Annotated in this window: 18 protein-coding genes; 6 read left to right on the top strand and 12 right to left on the bottom strand. The window is 45.5% G+C overall.

What is annotated here, in order from left to right:
* Positions 1 to 106: 106 nt before the first annotated feature.
* Positions 107 to 2,044 carry a glycoside hydrolase family 76 protein gene (locus tag GO495_RS00190; RefSeq protein WP_157297694.1) on the bottom strand — a complete coding sequence of 646 codons (1,938 nt, stop codon included), beginning with the start codon at positions 2,042 to 2,044 and terminating at the stop codon, positions 107 to 109.
* 203 nt (positions 2,045 to 2,247) lie between these two features.
* Between GO495_RS00190 and GO495_RS00185 the strand changes: the two genes are divergently transcribed.
* Positions 2,248 to 3,180 (top strand): glycoside hydrolase family 16 protein, encoded by a 933-nt coding sequence (locus GO495_RS00185; RefSeq protein WP_157297693.1) that lies wholly within the window; start codon positions 2,248 to 2,250, stop codon positions 3,178 to 3,180.
* Positions 3,181 to 3,266: 86 nt separating this feature from the next.
* On the opposite strand, the gene GO495_RS00180 is transcribed toward GO495_RS00185, so the two are convergent.
* The 4 genes from GO495_RS00180 to GO495_RS00165 are packed head-to-tail and all read right to left on the bottom strand — an operon-like array spanning position 3,267 to position 7,007.
* On the bottom strand, positions 3,267 to 4,301 hold the full coding sequence (locus GO495_RS00180; RefSeq protein WP_157297692.1) for a hemin-degrading factor: 1,035 nt from the start codon (positions 4,299 to 4,301) through the stop codon (positions 3,267 to 3,269).
* Between the two features lie 2 nt (positions 4,302 to 4,303).
* Positions 4,304 to 5,149: a heme ABC transporter ATP-binding protein gene (locus GO495_RS00175; protein WP_157297691.1), complete on the bottom strand. Its 846-nt coding sequence runs from the start codon at positions 5,147 to 5,149 to the stop codon at positions 4,304 to 4,306.
* The gene (locus tag GO495_RS00170) at positions 5,149 to 6,192 is read right to left on the bottom strand and encodes a FecCD family ABC transporter permease (RefSeq protein ID WP_338075334.1); all 1,044 of its coding nucleotides are present in this window, start codon (positions 6,190 to 6,192) and stop codon (positions 5,149 to 5,151) included. The genes GO495_RS00175 and GO495_RS00170 overlap by 1 nt, the downstream gene beginning before the upstream one ends.
* Complete coding sequence (locus tag GO495_RS00165; protein WP_157297690.1) at positions 6,189 to 7,007, bottom strand: heme/hemin ABC transporter substrate-binding protein; 819 nt, start codon at positions 7,005 to 7,007, stop codon at positions 6,189 to 6,191. The genes GO495_RS00170 and GO495_RS00165 overlap by 4 nt, the downstream gene beginning before the upstream one ends.
* A 461-nt stretch (positions 7,008 to 7,468) precedes the next feature.
* Between GO495_RS00165 and GO495_RS00160 the strand changes: the two genes are divergently transcribed.
* The gene (locus tag GO495_RS00160) at positions 7,469 to 7,720 is read left to right on the top strand and encodes a hypothetical protein (RefSeq protein WP_089780196.1); all 252 of its coding nucleotides are present in this window, start codon (positions 7,469 to 7,471) and stop codon (positions 7,718 to 7,720) included.
* A gap of 5 nt (positions 7,721 to 7,725) precedes the next feature.
* Here the strand turns inward: GO495_RS00160 and GO495_RS00155 are convergent, their stop codons facing one another.
* The 4 genes from GO495_RS00155 to GO495_RS00140 all read right to left on the bottom strand — a co-directional run bounded on the left by GO495_RS00155 (position 7,726) and on the right by GO495_RS00140 (position 12,803).
* Positions 7,726 to 8,589 (bottom strand): DUF4249 domain-containing protein, encoded by an 864-nt coding sequence (locus GO495_RS00155; protein WP_157297689.1) that lies wholly within the window; start codon positions 8,587 to 8,589, stop codon positions 7,726 to 7,728.
* 4 nt (positions 8,590 to 8,593) lie between these two features.
* Positions 8,594 to 11,197, bottom strand: coding sequence for a TonB-dependent receptor (locus tag GO495_RS00150; protein WP_170302607.1), 2,604 nt, complete (start codon positions 11,195 to 11,197; stop codon positions 8,594 to 8,596).
* Positions 11,198 to 11,207: 10 nt separating this feature from the next.
* Positions 11,208 to 12,203: a FecR family protein gene (locus GO495_RS00145; protein ID WP_157297687.1), complete on the bottom strand. Its 996-nt coding sequence runs from the start codon at positions 12,201 to 12,203 to the stop codon at positions 11,208 to 11,210.
* A gap of 87 nt (positions 12,204 to 12,290) precedes the next feature.
* Complete coding sequence (locus tag GO495_RS00140; protein WP_157297686.1) at positions 12,291 to 12,803, bottom strand: RNA polymerase sigma-70 factor; 513 nt, start codon at positions 12,801 to 12,803, stop codon at positions 12,291 to 12,293.
* 106 nt (positions 12,804 to 12,909) lie between these two features.
* On the opposite strand from GO495_RS00140, the gene GO495_RS00135 reads away from it, so the two are divergent.
* Entirely contained in the window at positions 12,910 to 13,953 is a 1,044-nt protein-coding gene (locus GO495_RS00135; protein ID WP_240915117.1) for a quinone-dependent dihydroorotate dehydrogenase, read from the top strand.
* Here the strand turns inward: GO495_RS00135 and GO495_RS00130 are convergent.
* Genes GO495_RS00130 through dnaB form a run of 3 tightly spaced genes read right to left on the bottom strand, consistent with a single transcriptional unit; the run spans position 13,946 to position 17,621 of the window.
* Positions 13,946 to 14,647 (bottom strand): RsmE family RNA methyltransferase, encoded by a 702-nt coding sequence (locus tag GO495_RS00130; protein WP_157297685.1) that lies wholly within the window; start codon positions 14,645 to 14,647, stop codon positions 13,946 to 13,948. The two genes, GO495_RS00135 and GO495_RS00130, sit on opposite strands and share 8 nt — an antisense overlap.
* Before the next feature lie 4 nt (positions 14,648 to 14,651).
* Positions 14,652 to 16,001 (bottom strand): MATE family efflux transporter, encoded by a 1,350-nt coding sequence (locus GO495_RS00125; protein WP_157297684.1) that lies wholly within the window; start codon positions 15,999 to 16,001, stop codon positions 14,652 to 14,654.
* Positions 16,002 to 16,061: 60 nt separating this feature from the next.
* The gene (gene dnaB / locus GO495_RS00120) at positions 16,062 to 17,621 is read right to left on the bottom strand and encodes a replicative DNA helicase (protein WP_157297683.1); all 1,560 of its coding nucleotides are present in this window, start codon (positions 17,619 to 17,621) and stop codon (positions 16,062 to 16,064) included.
* Between the two features lie 423 nt (positions 17,622 to 18,044).
* On the opposite strand from dnaB, the gene pheT reads away from it, so the two are divergent.
* The 3 genes from pheT to GO495_RS00105 are packed head-to-tail and all read left to right on the top strand — an operon-like array spanning position 18,045 to position 21,102.
* Positions 18,045 to 20,468, top strand: a complete 2,424-nt coding sequence (gene pheT, locus GO495_RS00115) for a phenylalanine--tRNA ligase subunit beta (RefSeq protein ID WP_157297682.1) — start codon at positions 18,045 to 18,047, stop codon at positions 20,466 to 20,468.
* Positions 20,469 to 20,473: 5 nt separating this feature from the next.
* The gene (locus GO495_RS00110; RefSeq protein ID WP_157297681.1) at positions 20,474 to 20,782 is read left to right on the top strand and encodes a hypothetical protein; all 309 of its coding nucleotides are present in this window, start codon (positions 20,474 to 20,476) and stop codon (positions 20,780 to 20,782) included.
* Positions 20,783 to 20,808: 26 nt separating this feature from the next.
* Positions 20,809 to 21,102: a cell division protein ZapA gene (locus tag GO495_RS00105; RefSeq protein WP_089783586.1), complete on the top strand. Its 294-nt coding sequence runs from the start codon at positions 20,809 to 20,811 to the stop codon at positions 21,100 to 21,102.
* Positions 21,103 to 21,118: the final 16 nt, after the last annotated feature.

The raw sequence follows: 21,118 nt of genomic DNA, 5'->3' as shown, positions 1-21,118 counted from the left end.
AGCAATTGGCTTTATCTGATCAGGAAAATGATTTACGCAAAAGGGAAAATAAAAAGGGGACCATCTCTTACAGAAATGATCCCCTTTTTATTATTGATCTGCTAAGTTATTTCACGAAACGTTTCACGAACTGCTGCCCATTATGCATAATCACCAGATTATACACACCGGAAGGCAGATGTGATACATCTATACTACCAGCACTGCTGCGGGTAAGCATCACCACTTTACCCGCCATATCCACGATCTGTATTTTAGCATCTGCAAGATCAAAAGGCGCTTTGATCCTTAACACATCATGCACAGGATTTGGATATAATGTTAGCGTAGTAGTTGTTTTTGCAGGAGCTACAGCTACCCTTGCCCCACTGGCTACCGGTGTAATCCTTAACCAGTTGATATTCCAGCCACCGCTTTGTGCATACACTCCCAGATTATAAGTACCTGCTGTAACAGTTACATTATGAGAGATAGTGGTAAAGGACTGCCAGGCACCAGTAGAAGGAATATCCAGGTAGCCGAGAATAGTAGTACCGGCATTTAAGTCGATAGACAACCTGCCACCGCCACTTAAACTGGAAACGCGGTATTCCACCTTATAAGTACCTGTAGTAGGGAAATAGATGCTGTTATATGCCATCCAGTCGCCCGTATCAATAGCGCCTACATTTTGTCCGCCATCAGTATCTGTGGTGGTTTCTGTAATGATGCCGGACATACTGCTGTAATTCTCTGCCTGTATCAGCGTACCCGTTGCGCCAACAGGTGCTACGATCAGTGAAGAGATACTGTCATTCCAGGCTCCGCCTATCCATGAGCTGTTGCCGGTTACAACCATACTGCCACCAGAGAAGTTATCATTCTTGTAGAAAGTAACCTGGTAACCCGCAGGAATAGTATAAGCTGTGATATCATTATCCTTAATACCTTTTGCCACCAGCGCTGCAGTATTATAACTACCCGCTGCCAATCCCCAATATGCGCCGCCATAGTTGATATCTTTATAGAAGAAAGACTGGTCCAGGGTAGCTGCGGCCTCCATTAACATCACACCGCTTAATTGTGTGGCATAATCTGTTGTAGTAGGAGGAACTGTCCAGTTAGGTCCCACCAGATTTGAACTGCTGATACCACTGGTCCTCAGTTTCTCTGCATTAAACCGGATGGCCTCATTATACCGCGCCCTGGTATCCGCAGGAATATTCCCTTCTCTTGCCAGCAGGGCAAAATAACGGACAAATATCCCATTGAATAATCCGCCGTCACCCATACCGGTGGCACCCAGGAAGAACATTCCGTTGGTGATCCTGGATGTCATTACATACTCTGCGCTTTTCACGGCGTCATTCAGATAGGTAACATCACCGGTTACTTTGTATAATTCCAGACCGGCTCCTATATAAGTCCCTACGTTATAGGAAAACACAGCCGCGCCAAGAGCGCCGGTGCTGGGATTGTAGTTATCCCATACAGCCCCGGTAGTCGCATCTACCAGGTGAGCCTTTACAAAAGCGTAAATATCCTTACACCTTTGCAGGTCTGCCGCTACCCCGGTCATGCGGTATAAACGCACGCCCATAATTACAGCGGGCGTATTAGCACAGGTATTCTTACAATTTGGACAGTTCTTGTTCCAGTCAAGCGCTCCATTCGAATACCCGGTCTGAATATCCGTCCATAGCTGATTCGCTACAGCCAGGTAATCCGCATCACCAGTAGTCTGATAGGAACGTAAACTGGCAATCCCCAGCCACTCCATATCATCATAAAAAGTGTTGATATACGTATTTCCGTTAAAACTTTTAATGCCAAGCAACAGGTTCTTCATACGGGTTTTATAGATATCCTGCCGGGTACGCAGGTATCCATCCAGTAATACATCAATGCCATGAGCGCACCACCAGTAATTAGATGTTGGAACGCCAAATGTGTTATAAGTACTGGTCTGTAAATTGTCGGCTACCGGGCCGTAAACATTGAGCTGGCCTACACTGCGCAGTTGTAACAGCAGTAGCAGCATGGTTAATTGAATGAGGGATTTCATGGTGTTGGGTTTTATTGATAAAAAATAACGTGTAACAGGCTAACGGGTCTGTCAAATGTACTATCTGTAGGGCAATAGAAAAATTATTAAAAAAATATCTCCCGGGCATCAATGTTTAACCTTTTTCAGATGTCTTTATGATAGGCAAATGAAAAAATGGCCATTTTAACCGGAAGCCTGAAATAACCTTTAAACCAATTTTTATGAGAAAAACGATTGCCTCAAGCATTCTCACCTGTTCTGTTACCGCTTTGGTAAGCTTAACCAGCTGTACTAAAGACAACAATAAAGTAGATCAAAAACCAACAATATCCACAGAAGCTGTAGTAAATGTACCCGCTACAGGTATCTGCGACTACGACCAGACCGATTCATTCATCCTGGCGCAAGGCTATACAAAAGTATTCGGTGAAGAATTCACAACCTCAGATCTCAGTAAATGGCAAGTATGGAATAGCGGGGCCTATAACAACGAGTTACAACTTTACAAACCGGCCAATGTTACTATAGCAGATGGTAAACTGGTACTGACGGCTAAGAAAGAGACCATGAAAGGAGCCACTGATCCGGACAACGCTACCAAGAAGACGTTCAACTACACTTCAGGCAGACTTGAAAGCAACAATTATTTCTCTGCAAATACCACTACACCTAAAGTACGCTTCTCTGCACGTATCAAACTGGCAGCGGGTTATGGTATGTGGCCTGCTTTCTGGACATATGGCGAAGACTGGCCTACCAATGGTGAAATAGACATCCTCGAATCGCAGGGCCAATATCCTAAAGTATATACTACCGACTACTGGTACGGCGCTACATTCGAAGAACCGGAAGAAATTACGGCTAAAGATGGGGCAGTAATCACCTCTACCGTTGATCTTACTACCTGCTTTCACGTATATGAATCTATCTGGCAGAAAGATACCCTGCAGTTCTTACTGGATGGTAAAGTAGTAAACACTAAATACACCGGCGATGCTACCGGCGGTGGCGGATTCATTCACAGCATGTTCGGTAAACTGCAACGCATAGCGCTGAACGCTGCTGTAGGCGGAGATAACTTTGATAATCTCGATACTTCAAAAATACAGGTAGGTACTACCTATATCGACTGGGTAAGAGTGTATACTAAATAATTAAAGTCGCTTTAATAGTTCATGTTAAGGTTAAGGTAGACGAAGGCCCGCTTGAGGAAGCGGGCCTTTAATTTTCTAACCCTCACTTATGATAATTTCTTTGTCAACGTGCGCCAGTCTTCCAGTTCAGGAGATCCCGGTTTACGCTTTCCAAAAAACTGTACGATCATTTCTCCTGCGGCATCAAACACTTCTACTGAAGTAACGACTCCATCTACAGAAGGTTTTTCTACTACCCAGCATTGTGCGATACCATCTGTTTTTAAATGCAGATTGAAATCAGGGTCCATCACATTAATCCAGGAAGGAATTTCCAGTATCTTATTCACCGGCCCAGTATGAATTTCAATATTACCGGGATTACCTACAAACACCATAATCTCTAATCCGCTTACTGCAGCATCCTCCAGAATCGTTTTCACACAATCATTCGCTACACGACGGGTAAACTTACCTACAGCCAGTTCCAGCGCATGTACACGGGATACTTTATACTTCATCAGTAATGGAAAGAAATCGTGTGTATCCTGTAATGATGACCAATCCTGCAGGAAAGCAGTTGCATCAACATCCTGTGCATATACAGATGGTGCAGCAGCAGGACTAACAGTGATACTACCCGGTTGTTCCGCAGCAGCAAAATCCTTCACTAATGAATCCCATGCAGCAGTATCAGTAAGATCTGTAGGATATATTTTGATCACCGCATTTCCCTGTGCATCAAATATCTGCCATGATCTTTTAAACCCTGTTGCTTCATCATCGTTCACCGCAAAGCCAAACTTCCAGCGGGAGAAAAACATACGCAGGTCAATATCTTTACCCAGTACAGTACCTACATGTTTATTTTCTGTATTGATCATTTCAAAGATCCCTTTGCGTTCTATCACACAATTTTCATTGCGTGTAAGCACCATCACTTTTCCCGGCTCCTTCATACGCTGAATAAAGGCAGGAAATTCGTTTCTCAGATGCTGTACGGCTGATCCTGTGCAGGCAGCCACCAGTTCGCCTTCACTCACCTTTAGCTGAGTCGCCGCATCACGTATCCTTGTTTTAGGGTTTTGTTCCCGGAAAGCGATCCATTGTTCTTTTAATGTTGGCGTTGCAGTTACGTTCATGTTTACAATTCGTTTATTGCCATAACGGCTGGTGATTGAAATAACCCGGCGGCAGCGGCGGAAACTACCAGCGGATAGTTACAGTGCGGGTGTTGCAGTACCGCAACATCCACACCGAAACAATGTTTTATGTGTTGTGGTGTAAATACTTCTTCTACACTACCAGTCGCATACAAACTCCCGTCTTTCAGTAAAAAAAGACGCCGGGCATATGCAGCTGCCAGTTGAAAATCATGTAAGACAGCTATTACCAGTACTCCCTGTGCAGCCAATGTAGTGGCCAGTTGCAGGGCTAACTGCTGATGAAGGATGTCCATTCCGGTCACCGGTTCATCCAGTAATAACATCTTTTTTCCTGCATAGTTTGCAGCATACAAATCCGGCTCTTCCAGCAGTTGCGCCAGTACACGTGCCATTTGTACCCGTTGCTTCTGCCCGCCTGATAAAGTAGGATAAGCGCGGTCTTTTAAGTTGTATACCTGCATCGTCTTTAATGCGCAGGTGATAATTTCTTTATCCGGTACAGATAAGTATGAACCGTAAACAAAACGTCCCATGCTCACTACATCTATCACCGGAAAAGGCTGATTTAAACTGAGCTGCTGGGATAGTACTGCACGCGTACGTGCCTGTTCAGCGACCGGCATATTCCGTAATTCATTGCCGGCTATGTTCACGCTGCCGCGATAATGCGCATACTCTCCCGCTATTACTTTTAACAGAGAGGACTTACCAGCTCCGTTGGCTCCCATGATCACACAAAGCTCTCCTGCCCCGGCTTCCAGGGAAACCTTGTTCAGGATACCGGTTTTACCCAATGTGAGTGATATATCCTTTACACGAAGCATTATGCAATGATTGTTCTTTTCTCTTTAATAATAAGCCATATAAAAAAGGGCGCGCCGATAATAGCCGTAATAATACCTACCGGTAATTCTGCCGGCGCTACAATAGTACGGCACAACAAATCTGCTACACTCAATAATACCGCCCCTGCTAATGCAGCGCCTGGTACCAGTACCCTGTAATCGGGCCCGGTGAACTGCCGCACAATATGCGGCACTATCAACCCGATAAACCCGATGATCCCGGCGACTGCCACTCCTGCTGCTACGGCCATCGTTGCCAGTACGATCAGCTGCGTTTTAAGACGCTGTACCTTTACTCCGCTATGCATTGCTTCCCTTTCCCCCAGCGATAATAAGTTTAATGCAGATGCCAGTCGTGGTAATAATATCAATGGTATAACGATGAAAGGCAATACGCCCAGCACAGTTTGCCAACTGGCGCCACCAAGACTGCCAAGCGACCAGAAAGTAATACTACGCAACTGTTCATTGTTTGCCATATAGGTCATCAGTCCTGTTACGGACTCACACAATGCTCTTACCGCAATACCCGCCAGCAGCATAGTAGATACAGCGGCCTGGCCGCCGGTACGTGCCACACGGAAAATAAACAGGGTAGTAATAACAGCGCCTCCGAATGCAGCCAGATTTAAGGCATAGAAATTCAAAGCAGGTACACTATGAAAGACGGGCAATGCATTTTGTATAATGATCATGACCACGGCAGCCATAGATGCGCCGGAGCTAATACCTATGAGCCCCGGATCTGCCAGGGGATTACGGAAAAGTCCCTGCAAAGCAGCTCCCGCTACTCCCAGTCCTGCTCCTATCAGTACTCCCAGTATTACCCTCGGCAAACGTATCATCCATAATACGCCGGACATATTCTCTTCATATACCACCGGCAGATGAATCCCCGTACGTTCCAGCAATATGGCCAGTACCTGAAGGGGGGACATATGCATAGCACCGGTACCCGTAGCGATCAGTATTACTAATACAAGTAGTATCGTTAAAAAGGAAATACTCAGACTTTTAATCACGCGGCAGCCTTCAGTTTTTCAGATAATTCCTTTACGGCCTGTATTACTCTCGGCCCAAAGCCCGTCAGGAATTGTCCATCCATCACGATTACTTTTTTCTGCTTACCCGCATTCGTTTGTGGGATACCCTGAACTTTCAGCAGGCCATCTACTCCACCCATACTTTTCAGACCATCGTCAAACATCAGGATCACATCAGGATTAGCTGTTACCAGCGCCTCGGGGGTCAACGGCTTGAAATCATTAAAGCCGGCAGCAGCATTCTTTGCACCTGCCAGCCCTATGATCTTATCCAGTGGTGTTTCTTTACCGGCTACCATCATCGTCCCGGCTCCGCGGGCATATATAAATAATACTTTCTTGTCCAAAGTAGCAATATGCAGCTCCTTCTGTTCTTTATCCAACTGTTTACACAAGGCAAGACCTTTGGCAGGGACCTGCAAAGCAGCAGCGATCTCAGTAATTAGTTTTTTTGTGCCTTCTATGGAAAACTCCTGTTTTAACAGGACTGTCTTCACGCCTACATTTTTAAACTGGTCAATGACAGTTGGCTGTATGAAGTTATCTGTTGCCAGAATAAGGTCCGGATGCAGAGCCAGCACCGGTTCTGCAGAGATATTACGGTTATGCCCTACTTTAGGCACCTGCTGCATGGAAGCGGGATAAGTGCTGGTAACATCCACACCCACCAGTGTTTTTTCAAATCCAAGAGCACAAACAATTTCTGTTACAGCCCCATTAAGGGATACGATGCGTTTCTGTGCATCTGCATTCAAAGACAACAAAGAAAATAATATGATCAGGTAACGGTTCATTATTAATATAGTATTGACAGATGAGAAAAATTAATGGCTGACCTTACCCGGGGTTAGGGCCAGCCATCGCTCACCGGAAGCATTTTTACTCCGCCATGCTCCGGCAAGTATCTTGATAAATGTAGTCCAGACACTAAAAGGTCATAAAGTGCTGCATTGGCACAATAGCGTTCCCTTACGGAACTTTATGACATTCCGGTGCTGTTACTTGTCGTAAATAAATGGATCAGCAATCTCGTAAAGGCATGCGGATCATACCTTACAAAGGACTGACGGGTGTGGCGGAGTAGTTGAGTAGTGTAAAGCTACGTCATAGAAATGTAATGTATTTATCAAATCGGGAAAATTTCATGACAATCTTTACGCAAAAGGAAATATAAATAGGCAGCAGTTAAACCAAACCCTTTCAATAGTTGTTAATTCATAAATGCTTTACCTGATCATCTGAAAAAATAATACCCATGGACTGGGATGAATTACTGAATCCACTATCGCCCTACTATCAGGATGCGATGTGCGAACAACAAAGACTGGTCAACCTGCAGGATGGGTTGATCACTGCTACAAAAAGACTGATATCTTCTATCTATCCCCAGATCTATCATCTGGAGTCGGCGGGGTATACAGAACTGGACACAACTATTATTGCGGAGTGCGTGAAGTTGTCATGTAAACTGAATGAGATCATAGCGAAATATTATGTAGAAGAGTAGGCTTGTCATTCCACCTTAAACGACAGCGCTCTTGCATTTACACCAGCTACAATGCCATAGCCATTCTGCACATTAGAGTAGACATTAACAGGATCAAGAGAAACATCGGGCTTATCATTTTGCCGCTGGGAATATGTGGCCTGGAGATATTTATATGCCCCTTCAGTAAGGCCTCTCACCTCTACAATAATATGTGAGGATGTCATTTGCTTTTCTGTCTGTAATACAAATACTGTCTCCTTTCCATTAATCCGATCATCGGCAATGTCAATCTCACCATAATAATTATTGCCTATAATATCGACAAAGTTATTTTCGAAACTGGGGTCCAGCCGACATCTCAAGGTATCAGTCCTGTTAACGACCAGCGTTCCGTTCACACTGTCTGCATTAAAGAAGCGGATGCTGTAATAATTTGTCTCAGCAGCATTGTCACTCAATGTAAAACGCAGACGGCTGTTGCTCCGCTGTGCATGTGCATCTTTGATTACCGGACGCGCCGGCGTACTGTCTGCTCCACTTACAGAAGTAAGCCCCTTGTATTCCACACCAATGCTATACTGTTTTCCTTCCTGCGCCACACCAGCCGACACATAATAACCAAAGCCATTAATTACCTGCCACTGAGGTGTAGGTAACTCAATTCCATTTTCGTACAGCGTTACCATAGCATTGCTCAATTCAGGAAATTGCAGGTTCCCGTACACCCGCACTTCCTTGCTCTGTGTTACACGGATATAAATAAGGCTATCCGGTTGAATTAAACTGTTCAACACAATCTTATCTCCATCATAAGGAATATACATTTTAGATTCCTTTTCACAGGCACCGAAAATTATTACTAACAATATGGAATACACGAAACGCATAACTTTAAAATTTTATCGCGTAAGTAACACTTGGCAAAAAAGGAAGAATACTCACCTCTGCGATATAACGTTCCTGTTTAGCCCTGTCCGTTACAACAGTATAATAAAAAGGGTTCTGTTGATTATAGGCATTAAATAAACTGAATGTCCAGCTCTTCACCCATAACCTTTTCTTCTTCGTATAAGTAGCGCTCAGGTCCAGCCGGTGCAGGTCCCTGCTGCGAAACTGATTACGCCTGCTCATATGGTCCAGGATGGGTGTATTGGGGTTAGCCTCCCAGGGAGACGAACCATCTATCCCTTCATAACTGGCAGTAGGTAAAGTCAATGGCAATCCCGATGTATATTCCCAACTGGCAGATACTTCCCAGCGCTTACCCAGTTGCCTTGTAACCACTACTTCCACATCATGCCTGCGATCATATTTATAAGGGAATGCCTGTCCATCATTTACATTTGCAAATTGCCTGTTGGACCACGCCAGTGTATATCCTATCCATCCTTTCAGTTTCCCTTTTTTCTTTTCCAGCAATACTTCTCCTCCATAACTACTACCTTTCCCTACCGCTACCTGCTCGTCCCATTTCTTGCCTGATGTATTAAACACGGAATAATTATCTTTATATTCTATCACATTATCCATCGTCTTGTAATACGCTTCTACAGAATATGAAAACATATTATTCGGGCTTGTTTTGCAGATACCCACAGATGTTTGTTTAGAAAACATGGGCTTTACCTTGCTGGTAGATGGCACCCATAAGTCCGTTGGCAAACTGGTAACACTGTTCGTTAACAGGTGCAGGTACTGGTTCATATGCGTATAGGACATCTTCACGGTCCAGCGATGTGGCAACTGGTAACGGAGACCCAGTCTCGGCTGCACAGAATTATACCAGATTTTATCTACTACAAAACCGGAAATATGTAATCCTGCATTTACCTGCAGCGAAGAAGTAATATTCCATTCATCTTCTGCATACAGCAACATCTCTTTCCCATTATATACCTCATCATTATAGGAAGTATCCAAAGGGGCCTGCGTCCCTGAATAATTTTTCAAGATAGATTGTCCGGGATTAAAAGTATGTGAGATCCTTCCAAATCCAAATTTCACTGTATGAGCAGGATTGGGTCTGTATTCAAAATCCAGCTTGCCAACGGCATCCCTTATCCTTGAATAATATTTCCCATACAGATAAATAGCGTCACTACTATTATCAGCAGCATAATCATAACTATAAGAAGTAGAAAAAGTATACTGGGAATAATTCAGTGTAGCATTGGCAAATAAACGTGGATTAAATATATGGTTCCAGCGCAATGTACCGGTCGTATTGCCCCAGTCGAAATGGGTACGGGTATTATCTGCATTATCATATCTTCTCAAAGAGAACTTATCCTGCCCCATATATCCGCTAAAATAAATCCTGTCTTTGGCCGAGAAAATATGATTGAGCTTCACATTCGCATCATAAAAATAAATGTTGACAGTATTTCCCTTTTGTTTATTATCATCACCCTTAACAATTAAATTATTCAACAGGAGATCTGTATACGAACGACGGAAAGAGGCTACAAAAGATGTTTTATCTTTTACGATAGGGCCTTCTACCATTGCTTTGGCTGCAATCAGCCCTATGGCAGCTTCTCCGTGTACATGCTGCATATCCCCGTCCTTCATGGTGATATCAACCACAGATGATAACCTTCCGCCATAACGTGCAGGAAAGGCGCCCTTATAAAAATCAGCACTCTTCACGATGTCAGGATTAAACACAGAAAAAATACCAAGAAGATGAGAGGTATTAAATACAGGCGTTCCGTCCAGCAGGATAAGATTCTGATCAGGGCTACCCCCTCTTACATTTAATTCACCCCCACCTTCAAGCCCTCCGGATACTCCCGGCAGCGCCGCAATCGTGCGCATGACATCTGCCTCTCCTAATAAACGGGGCATAGACTTTACATCAGATACCGGCACATTGATCCTGCTCATCTGCATTTGCCCCGGTTGCCTCTCCAGTTGCGCTTCCGTAACAACTACCTCCTGTAAACTATTCAATGGTTGTAAAGAGACAATGACCTGCTTCTTATTTAAACCGGCTACCGGCAAGCGGAAAGGACCATACCCTATATATGTTATCTGTAAACTACAGGTGTCCTTCGGCAATGTAAGACTGAAAAATCCATATTGGTTAGTGGTCGTTCCTAACCGCTGTACAGGCGAATAAACCGTAGCCCCTATCAGCCGCTCGCCGGTCCGTACATCCTGTACATATCCGCTGACAGTACGCTGCGGGTCTTTTTTCACGGTTAGTACGATCTGTCCGCCTATGCGTGCAAAGTAAATATCAAAAGGAGTGAATATCTCATCCAGCAAATCCTTTAAAGGTTTCTCCTGTGCACTCACGGTTACCTTGCGCGACAGGTTCACAATATCCCTGCTATATGAAAAATGAATTCCATACTGCTGTTCAAGCAGTTCACATACGGCCTGTAAAGGCTGTTCATGTATGGCGACAGTTACCTTTGTGTGCCAGTCCCATGCAAACACCTGCCCCGGTATGCCTGTCAGCATCACCCACAGCAGTACTTTTCCCATCATAGACGACTCTTTATTCTTCATGCTTCTTCAACTCAATACCCGAAACATGCTGTATAATTATTGTATTGGTCATATAGGCTATGGCCGACAGTACATTTTCTACCGGTTCCCCGGTAAAAGTAGCTGTAACCGGTAAACCCAGTAACATACTATCCGCAGTTACCTGTTTATTATATACTACACCGATCGTTTGCAATACTTCACTCAGTGGCGTATCAGTGAATACCAGCTCCTTCTTTTCTGCATTCATCACATGCCCTGCTACTTTCACAGATTGCCCTGCCTGATGTTCCAGCAACATGCCGGTGGATAATATCACGCTGTCCCTGTTATCCTTCACCATCACCCTGCCACTGTTCACATGCACACGTAAAAACCCTTTATCGGTACAATCTATAGTAAATTTTGTTCCCAGTACCTTTACTTCCCGCTCTCCCAGTTTCACTATAAACGGATGAACCGCATCCGGCGTTACATCAAACACTGCTTTACCCGTCAATTTTACCAGGCGCTGCCTGCTGCCAAAACCAGGCAGTACCTCTAACTGAGCCAGGCTATCCAGCTGTATGGTGGAACCATCCTTCAGTTGTGCCATCACCGGCCCGGTAAAAGTCTGTGCCCTGTTATTCCTTGCAGCTATCCACCATAATCCCGCTCCTGCAGCCAGCACAAATATAGCTGCGGCCATCCACCAGGTATTACGCTTTGGCTCTGTCCGAAGGCTCTCTTCCACCGGGCTGTTTCCCTTCCGGTTATCCTTTATCGGGCTCTCTTTCACCTGGTCATCTTCCATTTTAGCACTCAGGCGTTGCCAGGCGATCTCCGTATCCGCTGCATCTTCCCTGTACGGGATCTGCCTCAAAACCTTTTCCAGGGCCGCCAGGAGCTGCGGATGCCGAGCGTCTGTCTGCAGCCACTCTTCCACCCACAGGCGTTCTTCCGTATCTGCTTCGGAAAGCACATATTTGCATAACAAGGTATATAATGCTTCATCAGAATAGAGCATAGTCAAGTCAGTGTGGTTTAAACGATATATATCGGACGCGGGTGGAAGGAGGATTCCCCTATGGGGATAGAAATTTGTGGGAAATTTTCAAAACAACAATACACTATTCAGGTACTCCCGTAACTCCTTATGCAGGATCTTTAACGCCTTTCCCATCTGGTTCTCCACTGTTTTCACAGAGATATTCATTACTTCAGCAATTTCAGCATACTTCAGCTGCTGCTGCCGGCTTAAGACAAACACTTCCCGGCAACGTTCCGGCAACAGGTCCAACGCCTGCTGATACAACCGTTCCAGCTCCCACACAGGAGATTGCACTGACAAATCCGCAAAACGGAAAGTCCCCGCAGCATTCTCCTTTTCCAGTCGCACCGTCTCCTTCCGCCAGTTACTAATCGCCGTATTCCGGATCGCAGCAAACAGATAGGATTTGGTCCCCCCTGTGATCTCAATGGTGGCCCGCTTTTCCCATAACCGCAGGAATACCTGCTGAATCACCTCTTCGGCGTCATGGGCATCACCGGTATAATGCACGGCAAAAGCCAGGCAATGTGCATGATGTTCTTTAAAGATAGCTTCTAATGTATGGCGGTCGAGCATGGTTACAGATACAAAAATAATACTCCGGCGTAAAGATCAATGCGATTATAAATAATAAAAAGTTAATGTTTATGATATCCTGCTTTTTTCACAACCCAAAATCCTTATGTATTATATTTGTGCCCGCATGTACAACCTTATCAAAAACTTATTATTCCGCTTCCCGCCGGAAAATATTCATTACCAGGTAATGAAAGGCCTGCAAATTCTGCATAGCCTGCCTATGGGACGAAAACTGGTACACACATATTGTATGCCTGCACGTAAAGACCTGGAAAAAAAGCTCTGGGGACTTACATTCAAAAATCCGGTAGGACTCGCAGCTGGTTTTGATAAAGATGCTAAATACACAGATGAACTGGCCAGCCTGGGATTCGGGTTTGTGGAAATAGGTACTGTAACGCCTGTGGCCCAACCGGGTAACGATCAGCCCCGTTTATTCCGTCTTCCGAAAGACAAGGCGCTCATCAACCGTATGGGCTTCAATAACGGCGGAGCCGTAGCAGCAGCCAAACGCCTGCAGAAACGCCGCTCGGATATCATCATAGGCGGTAACATCGGCAAGAACAAGATCACGCCCAACGAAGAAGCCATCAGTGATTATGAGAAATGCTTCCATGCCTTATTTGATGTGGTAGATTATTTCGTAGTGAATGTCAGCTCTCCCAATACGCCCAATCTCCGCGCATTGCAGGAAAAAGAACCGCTGAAACAATTGCTGCACCATCTGCAAACATTAAACTCCCTTAAAACCAAACCTAAACCCATCCTGCTGAAGATCGCACCGGATTTAACGGACAGCCAGCTGGATGATATCATAGAAATTATACAGGAAACCAAACTGGCAGGTATCGTAGCTACCAATACCACCATCAGCCGGGAAGGGCTCCAGACACCTGAAGCAGAAGTAACAGCTATCGGCGCGGGTGGATTAAGCGGTCTGCCTGTAAAGGAAAGGGCAACTCAAGTGATTAAATACATCCATCAGCATACTAACGGGAGCATCCCTATCATTGCTGTAGGGGGGATTTTTACTGCGGCAGATGCACAGGAGAAATTAGATGCAGGCGCCTCTCTGGTACAGGTATATACAGGATTTGTATACGAAGGCCCTACTATCGTAAAGAAAATCTGCGCGGGACTTAAATAACATTCACCGCATTCATCATAGTACAGGCTACTACCCCGGCTGTTTCCGTACGCAGCCGGGTATTGCCCAGCGACACCGGCCTGAACCCCTGTCCCAGCGCTGCCTTTATCTCTTCCGGCGTAAAATCGCCTTCAGGGCCAATCAGCATCAGGCTATCTTTCCCCGCCTGCATGGCCTGCCATAAATGCGCCTTCTCTTCGGGTAAACAATGCGCTATAAACAACTGCTCAGCACCCGGTTGTTGTATCAGCTTATCAAAAGAAACCGGTGCTGCCAGCTCCGGTAAATAATACTGCTGCGATTGCAGCATGGCCGATACCAGTATATTCTCAAAACGGTCTGCCCTGAATTTTTCCTTCTCCGTACGCTGGCTCACCAACGGGAACACCGTTTGCACCCCTATCTCCGTGGCCTTTTCCAGGAACCACTCTATCCGGGAAGTATTCTTGGTAAAAGAGATCGCTATCCGTACAGGACTGACAACAGGAGGTATCAACGTATATAAGGTGATCTTCAGCACACACTTCTTCCTGTTATCATCTGTGATCACAGCCGTATAACGGCCCCCACGGCCATCCGTCAGTAATACCTCATCCCCGGCAGTATGCCGTAACACCATGATACAATACTTGGAAGTCGGTTCATCCATCGTATAACTATCTGCCTGCGGAGAAACATCTTTTGCGTAAAACATATCTTTAAATTGCTGCAAAATTATCATTTTCAAGAATAGCCTTTCTCGTCTTATGCTGGAATCTGAAAAACAACAGGATAGATGCAGTCAGCAACCCTAATAACAATCCCCACCAGATCCCCTGTACACCAAAACCCAGATAGATACCCAGGAAATAACCGACAGGCAACCCAAGTACCCAGTAAGCCAGGAATGTAATGATAGTGGGCATCTTCACATCGCCAAGACCACGAAGGATACCCAGCCCCAACACCTGTGTCCCGTCAAATAACTGGAAGAACGCTGCAATGATAATCAGGTGCGCCGCCAGTTCCACTACTGCCACATCGCTGATATATATCAGAGGCAGCAGCCGGCAGAACACCATAAATATCAGCGCTGTAGTACTCATCATTATCAATACCATATGATAACTGGCAATGGCAGACATACGCAGCTCCCTGAACTGCCTGGCCCCGAAATAGTTCCCGCTCTTAATGCCCGCAGCCGCAGAAATCCCGCTGGCCATCATATAAGTAATGGAGGCCAGGTTGATCGCTATCTGGTGGGCAGCCTGTTCTTTCGCACCTATCCATCCCGCCATAATTATAGCCCCGCTAAAAGCGCTGATCTCAAAAATGTATTGCATGGCCACCGGCGCACCAATCCCTAATATTTTCTTAATAGCGGCTCCGGATAAATTCCAATGTCCAAACTGATGAATATACTTCTTAAAGCGGTTGCCCTTCAATACATACCAGGCCATGGCTAATCCCATCAAAAGCCTGTCGGCAAACGTTGCGATCCCTACCCCGATAACACCCAGATGAAATCCATATACCAGCGTGATCCCTATCACAATATTGATCACATTACCTATAATACTGATGTTCATTGCCTGACGTGTAAATCCCAGCCCTTCTGCAAACTGCTTGAAGCTCAGAAACACCATCAGCGGGAAAAAGGAAGCGCCCAGGCATTGCAGGAAGGGACGCGCCTGTGCCTGTACATCAGGCTCCTGATGCAATAAATGCAGGTAATTACTACCAATAATGATAGCAGTAGATAATATCAGGCCCAGAATTAAATTGATAAACAAACTATGACGCAGCAGGGAGCCACAGGCTTCGATATTACCACGTCCATGTTCCTGCGCAATCAACGGTGTAAGTCCGTAAGACATCCCAATACCCATCACCATAAATACAGAAAACAAACTACTGCCCAATGCAACAGCAGCAAGAGGAACGTCCCCGGTATGACCAATAATAACGGTATCTGACAGGGCAACCATCGTGTGTCCAAGCTGGGATATCACTACGGGATAAGCTAAACGGAAATTATCTCTGTAATACTGTTGATACTTCTTCCACATAAAAATATAAAGGGTGTCCCGTTATTAGCGAGACACCCTGTTACCTTTTAAAAATATTATTTAAAAAGGAGCGTCTTCTTCAAACTCCATATCGTTCATCTTGGAACCTTTCTGGATAAAGAACTTAGCTTCATTATTACCACCATCACCAGGATTGGGGAATCCTGCATAAGAGTTACCGCTGGTGCTGGCCGGGTTCTCCAGGCTACCATCGTCTTCAAAACGCTGGAACTCCAGTACCGCACGCAGCTTGATAGTATCCAGCTGACCGTTACGGTGTTTCGCTATACGCACGTGGGTCTCACCTTTATTGGATTCTCCCATCTCATTTGTATTGATCTCATAATACTCAGGACGGTACAGGAACAATACCATGTCCGCATCCTGCTCGATCGCACCGGATTCACGAAGGTCACTCAACTGTGGCATCTTGTTACCGTCTTTACGTTTTTCCACGTCACGGCTCAACTGGGACAACGCAATAATGGGTACTCCCAATTCCTTCGCCATCCCTTTCAGGTCCCTGGAGATCTTACTGATTTCCTGCTCACGGTTACTACCCTTACCATCCGAAGAACCACTCATCAGCTGCAGGTAGTCGATGATGATCAGACCTACGCCATGATTATGCACCAGCCTTCTTGCCTTTGCACGTAACTCAAAGATATTCAACGCCGGCGTATCATCTATAAAGATAGGGGCCTTTGCCAGCCGTTCAATACCATGGGTCATCAGCTTCTTCATCTCATACTCTTCCAGCTTACCACGGGAAATCTTTTCCAGCTTTATCTCAGATTCCGCGGACAGGATACGTTGAACGATCTGTCCGGACGACATTTCAAGGGAGAACAATGCAGCACCTTTAGGGAAACGGGGATGCAAGGCCGCATTCCTGGCAAGGTTCAGCGCGAACGCGGTCTTACCCACCGCGGGACGGGCAGCCAGGATAATTAAATCCGTTGATTGCCAGCCATAAGTCACTTTGTCCAGTGAAGGGAAACCGGAAGGGACCCCGGTAATATCATCCCCCCTGTTACGCAGGTCCTCGATCCTCTTCATGGTATTTACAAGGATCTTATCGATACTATCGTAGTTCTTACGAAGGTGATTATTCGTTACTTCAAAAAGTTTGCTTTCTGCAGAATCGAGCAGGTCGAATACATCAGCAGTATCCTCATAGGATTCACTGAGGATTTCTCCGGAGATACGGATCAGCTCACGCTGAATGAATTTCTGAAGGATTATACGGGCATGTGCCGCAATATTGGCAGAAGACACCACCATGTTGGTGAGTCTTGTTATATAATAAGGTCCCCCTACCATTTCAAGCTCACCCAATGATTTGAGCTCCTCTACTACAGTAAGAATATCGATAGGCATGGATTTACCCGCCAGCTTGGTCATTGCCGAATAAATCTTCTGGTGTGCCTCTACGTAAAAGCACTCCCCCTTCAATATTTCAATAACAGAATCAAACGCGCCTTTCTCAAGCATGATTGCACCCAGTACCGCTTCTTCCATTTCTTTAGCCTGCGGCGGTATCTTGCCATACATCATAGATGAAATGTCAACGGACGGCTTACGGCGCACATTGCGGTCTTTCTTAAGATTCAGATCCATTTATGTAATTAATGCCTATTAAAAAAGTTTGTGAAATAATATGGGCTATTCCTTAGTTTCTACAATTTTATTGTACCAGTTTCATTATGATGTCCTTACCAAATTGTAAACTTTTTAGGGCCTGAAAAACTAAGGTAACCGCAATTTCCCACTTATTAAAGATTGATTCCTGATATAGTTTATAAGACCACTTTCACATGTTATCCACCCGCAATTTGTCAGTTATCCACTGACTGGGACACACTTATTCACCAAATCGATTTTCAATCCCCAGACAAAGGTCAGCATATTCACAAACTTTGTGTAAAAAGATTTTCCACATAACATTTGGGAAAGACGGATGTGCAGTTTTTGTGCATTATGCAATCTCCTTTTTACCCTTTGTCCTTATTTATTAACTTTACGCCACTTATAAACTTACAAATGACTATTTCGTACAATTGGCTGTGTGACTATTTGCCGGTAAAACCATCACCGGAGGAACTATCTGTTATCCTGACGCGTATAGGTCTGGAAGTGGAAAGCCTGGAACAATTTGAATCCGTTAAAGGTAGCCTGGAAGGGCTTATCATAGGAGAAGTGCTGACCACCGCACAACATCCCAATGCAGATAAACTGAAGCTGACAACTGTCAATATCGGTAACGGGGAACCCCTCAACATCGTATGTGGAGCCCCTAATGTTGCCGTAGGACAGAAAGTAGTAGTTGCCCCCATCGGCGCTACTATCTACCCCGCCAGCGGTGAACCCCTCACCATGAAAAAGGCCAAAATCCGCGGCGAAGAAAGCCATGGGATGCTTTGCGCCGAAGATGAGATCGGTTTAGGCGGAAGTCATGCCGGTATATTGGTGCTGGACCCTTCTTTAATACCAGGTACCCAGGCGAGGGAAATCTTTCAACCCGTTCAGGACTGGATCTTCGAAATTGGCCTGACCCCTAACCGTATGGATGCCATGAGCCACCTGGGTGTGGTGAAAGACGTATGTGCTTACCTGAATAATGCAGAGAACACCCTGCAATACAAGGCGTTAGTACCGGCAATCACTCCTTTGCCCCAGGCAAAAGAAGCCTTTCCGATCACGGTGACCATAGAAAATACAGATGCCTGCCTGCGTTATGCGGGTATCACCATCTCAGGGGTAACGATCAAACCTTCTCCCGACTGGCTGAAAAACAAGCTGTTAGCAATAGGTGTAAGGCCTATCAACAACATAGTGGACATTACCAACTTCATCCTGCATGAAACAGGGCAACCCCTGCATGCTTTTGATGCCAACGCGATCAAAGGCGGGAAGATCATTGTAAAAAACCTTCCCCAGAACACGCCTTTTGTAACACTGGATGAAAAAGAAAGGAAACTGGATGCGGCAGACCTCGTTATCTGTAACGGCGATGGGGAACCAATGGCTCTTGCGGGTGTATTCGGCGGCCTTCACTCCGGCGTTACCGATACAACCAGGCACATCTTCCTGGAAAGTGCCTGCTTCAGTCCTGCCAGTATACGCCCTACCTCTTTCAGGCATGGCCTGCGTACGGACGCGGCTGCCCGTTTCGAAAAAGGGGTGGACGTTTCCGGCACCGTATACGTACTGGAACGTGCGGCTGCACTGATCTGCGAACTCGCAGGCGGTCAGGCGGCTTCTGTCATCACAGATGTTTACCCCAATCCAAAGGCACAGACAGAAGTGGAAACCACCTGGGCTTATATCAAAAAGTTAAGTGGTAAATTCTATCCTGCGGATAAGGTAGAACGTATCTTAACCAGCCTGGGCTTCACCTTCCTGCTGAAAACAGGGGAAAAGTTCAAAGTAGCAGTACCTTACAGTAAGCCCGATATCAGTATCGCACCGGATATCGTGGAAGAGATCATGCGTATCGACGGCCTGGATAATATCGAAATACCTTCACAGGTAACGATCACACCAGCTGCTGCCGCAAGACCGGATAAAGAGAAGGTCCGTGAAAAGGCAGCTAACTATCTCGCTGCTAATGGTTTCAACGAAATCTTCACCAATTCTATCACCAACAGTAAGTACTTCTCTCCCGAAGTACTGGCCCATACGGTGAAAATGATTAACAGCCTCAGCGCCGATCTGGACGTGATGCGCCCTTCCATGCTGGAAACCGGACTGGAAAGCGTGGCACATAATCTTAACAGGCGGAATGACAACCTGTTATTCTTCGAATTCGGTAATACATATGCTTCTTACGAGAAGAACGTGTATGAGGAAACGCCTCACTTATGCCTGTACCTGACCGGACAGAAAACAATGGAAAGCTGGCTGCATAAAGCGCAACCGGTCGATTTCTACTTCCTGAAAGGGTATGTACAGAACCTGTTGCAGTTACTCGGCATCACCGGCCTGCAATGGAAAGAGCCCGAAACTGACGGCCTGTGGCAAATAACCGTTCGTAATAAGACAGTTGTGACCCTTGGAGCCATCTCTTCCGGTAAACTTAAACAGTTCGATATCAAACAACCAGTGTGGTTTGCTGACTTCAACTGGACGAATGTGTTGGGATTGCTGCAAAAAAGCAATAACTTCTACAAAGAAATACCAAAGTTCCCGGCCGTACGTCGCGACCTGGCACTGATTCTCGACAGGAAAATACAGTTCGTAGCAGTAGAAGCAGCCGCGAAAACGGTAAAATCGCCACTTTTGCAACAGCTGAACCTGTTTGATGTTTTTGAAAGTGAGAAGCTTGGCGCAGATAAAAAATCATATGCAGTGAGCTTTACATTCCAGGACGCACAAAAGACCCTTACGGATAAGGAGATCGATAGTGTAATGGAAAAGCTGGTAAAAGCATTTGAAGGACAGCTAAATGCTGAAATAAGGAAATAATTATTATGGCTTTAGAGCAATACATACAACGCATTGAGGATAAACTGCAATTGCTGGTAAGGAAATTACAGCAGGTGCAGGGAGAAAATGTATTGCTGAGAGAGCAGATCCGATTAAATGAAGAAGAACTGAGTGCGCAGAACGATGCCATTGCTACCCTGTCTAACAAACTGCAAATGACCAAGATTGCAGGGAATACACAGGGAGCTCCATCAAATAAAGAAGATGATGATGAGTTTAAGAAGGAGATGCGGACAAGGATCAATGACTATATCCGGGAAATTGACCGCTGCATCGCCTTACTGAACAGCTAGTAAAGCCGCCTACAACCAAGAACAACATGGAAAATCTCATCCCTATTAATATAATAGTGGCCGACCGGTCCTACCGTATTAAGATCAAACCGGAGGAAGAGGAAGCAGTGCGTCGCACCATGAAGGAAGTCAACGAGAAGATCGTGGAGTTCAAAACCGCTTATGCGGGTAAAGACCTCCAGGATTATATCGCGATGGCCCTCATTATGTACGCCACCCATCCTGTTACCAGCGGAGGAAAGGAACAGGCCGGAATGGCGCCCTTCCTTCAGGAAAAATTACAACACCTGGAAACATTGCTGGACGAACACCTGAAATAATCTGCTTCTCAGCGCA

This window comes from Chitinophaga oryziterrae (genome assembly GCF_009758125.1).
GTDB classification, from domain to species: domain Bacteria; phylum Bacteroidota; class Bacteroidia; order Chitinophagales; family Chitinophagaceae; genus Chitinophaga; species Chitinophaga oryziterrae.
This window is presented reverse-complemented; position numbering and strand designations above follow the sequence as displayed.

Coding starts and splice junctions, on each gene's coding strand:
- GO495_RS00190 (WP_157297694.1), bottom strand. CDS start 2,044: ATGAAATCCCTCATTCAATTAACCATGCTGCTACTGCTGTTACAACTG.
- GO495_RS00185 (WP_157297693.1), top strand. CDS start 2,248: ATGAGAAAAACGATTGCCTCAAGCATTCTCACCTGTTCTGTTACCGCT.
- GO495_RS00180 (WP_157297692.1), bottom strand. CDS start 4,301: ATGAACGTAACTGCAACGCCAACATTAAAAGAACAATGGATCGCTTTC.
- GO495_RS00175 (WP_157297691.1), bottom strand. CDS start 5,149: ATGCTTCGTGTAAAGGATATATCACTCACATTGGGTAAAACCGGTATC.
- GO495_RS00165 (WP_157297690.1), bottom strand. CDS start 7,007: ATGAACCGTTACCTGATCATATTATTTTCTTTGTTGTCTTTGAATGCA.
- GO495_RS00160 (WP_089780196.1), top strand. CDS start 7,469: ATGGACTGGGATGAATTACTGAATCCACTATCGCCCTACTATCAGGAT.
- GO495_RS00155 (WP_157297689.1), bottom strand. CDS start 8,589: ATGCGTTTCGTGTATTCCATATTGTTAGTAATAATTTTCGGTGCCTGT.
- GO495_RS00150 (WP_170302607.1), bottom strand. CDS start 11,197: ATGATGGGAAAAGTACTGCTGTGGGTGATGCTGACAGGCATACCGGGG.
- GO495_RS00145 (WP_157297687.1), bottom strand. CDS start 12,203: ATGCTCTATTCTGATGAAGCATTATATACCTTGTTATGCAAATATGTG.
- GO495_RS00140 (WP_157297686.1), bottom strand. CDS start 12,803: ATGCTCGACCGCCATACATTAGAAGCTATCTTTAAAGAACATCATGCA.
- GO495_RS00135 (WP_240915117.1), top strand. CDS start 12,910: ATGTATTATATTTGTGCCCGCATGTACAACCTTATCAAAAACTTATTA.
- GO495_RS00130 (WP_157297685.1), bottom strand. CDS start 14,647: ATGTTTTACGCAAAAGATGTTTCTCCGCAGGCAGATAGTTATACGATG.
- GO495_RS00125 (WP_157297684.1), bottom strand. CDS start 16,001: ATGTGGAAGAAGTATCAACAGTATTACAGAGATAATTTCCGTTTAGCT.
- dnaB (WP_157297683.1), bottom strand. CDS start 17,621: ATGGATCTGAATCTTAAGAAAGACCGCAATGTGCGCCGTAAGCCGTCC.
- pheT (WP_157297682.1), top strand. CDS start 18,045: ATGACTATTTCGTACAATTGGCTGTGTGACTATTTGCCGGTAAAACCA.
- GO495_RS00110 (WP_157297681.1), top strand. CDS start 20,474: ATGGCTTTAGAGCAATACATACAACGCATTGAGGATAAACTGCAATTG.
- GO495_RS00105 (WP_089783586.1), top strand. CDS start 20,809: ATGGAAAATCTCATCCCTATTAATATAATAGTGGCCGACCGGTCCTAC.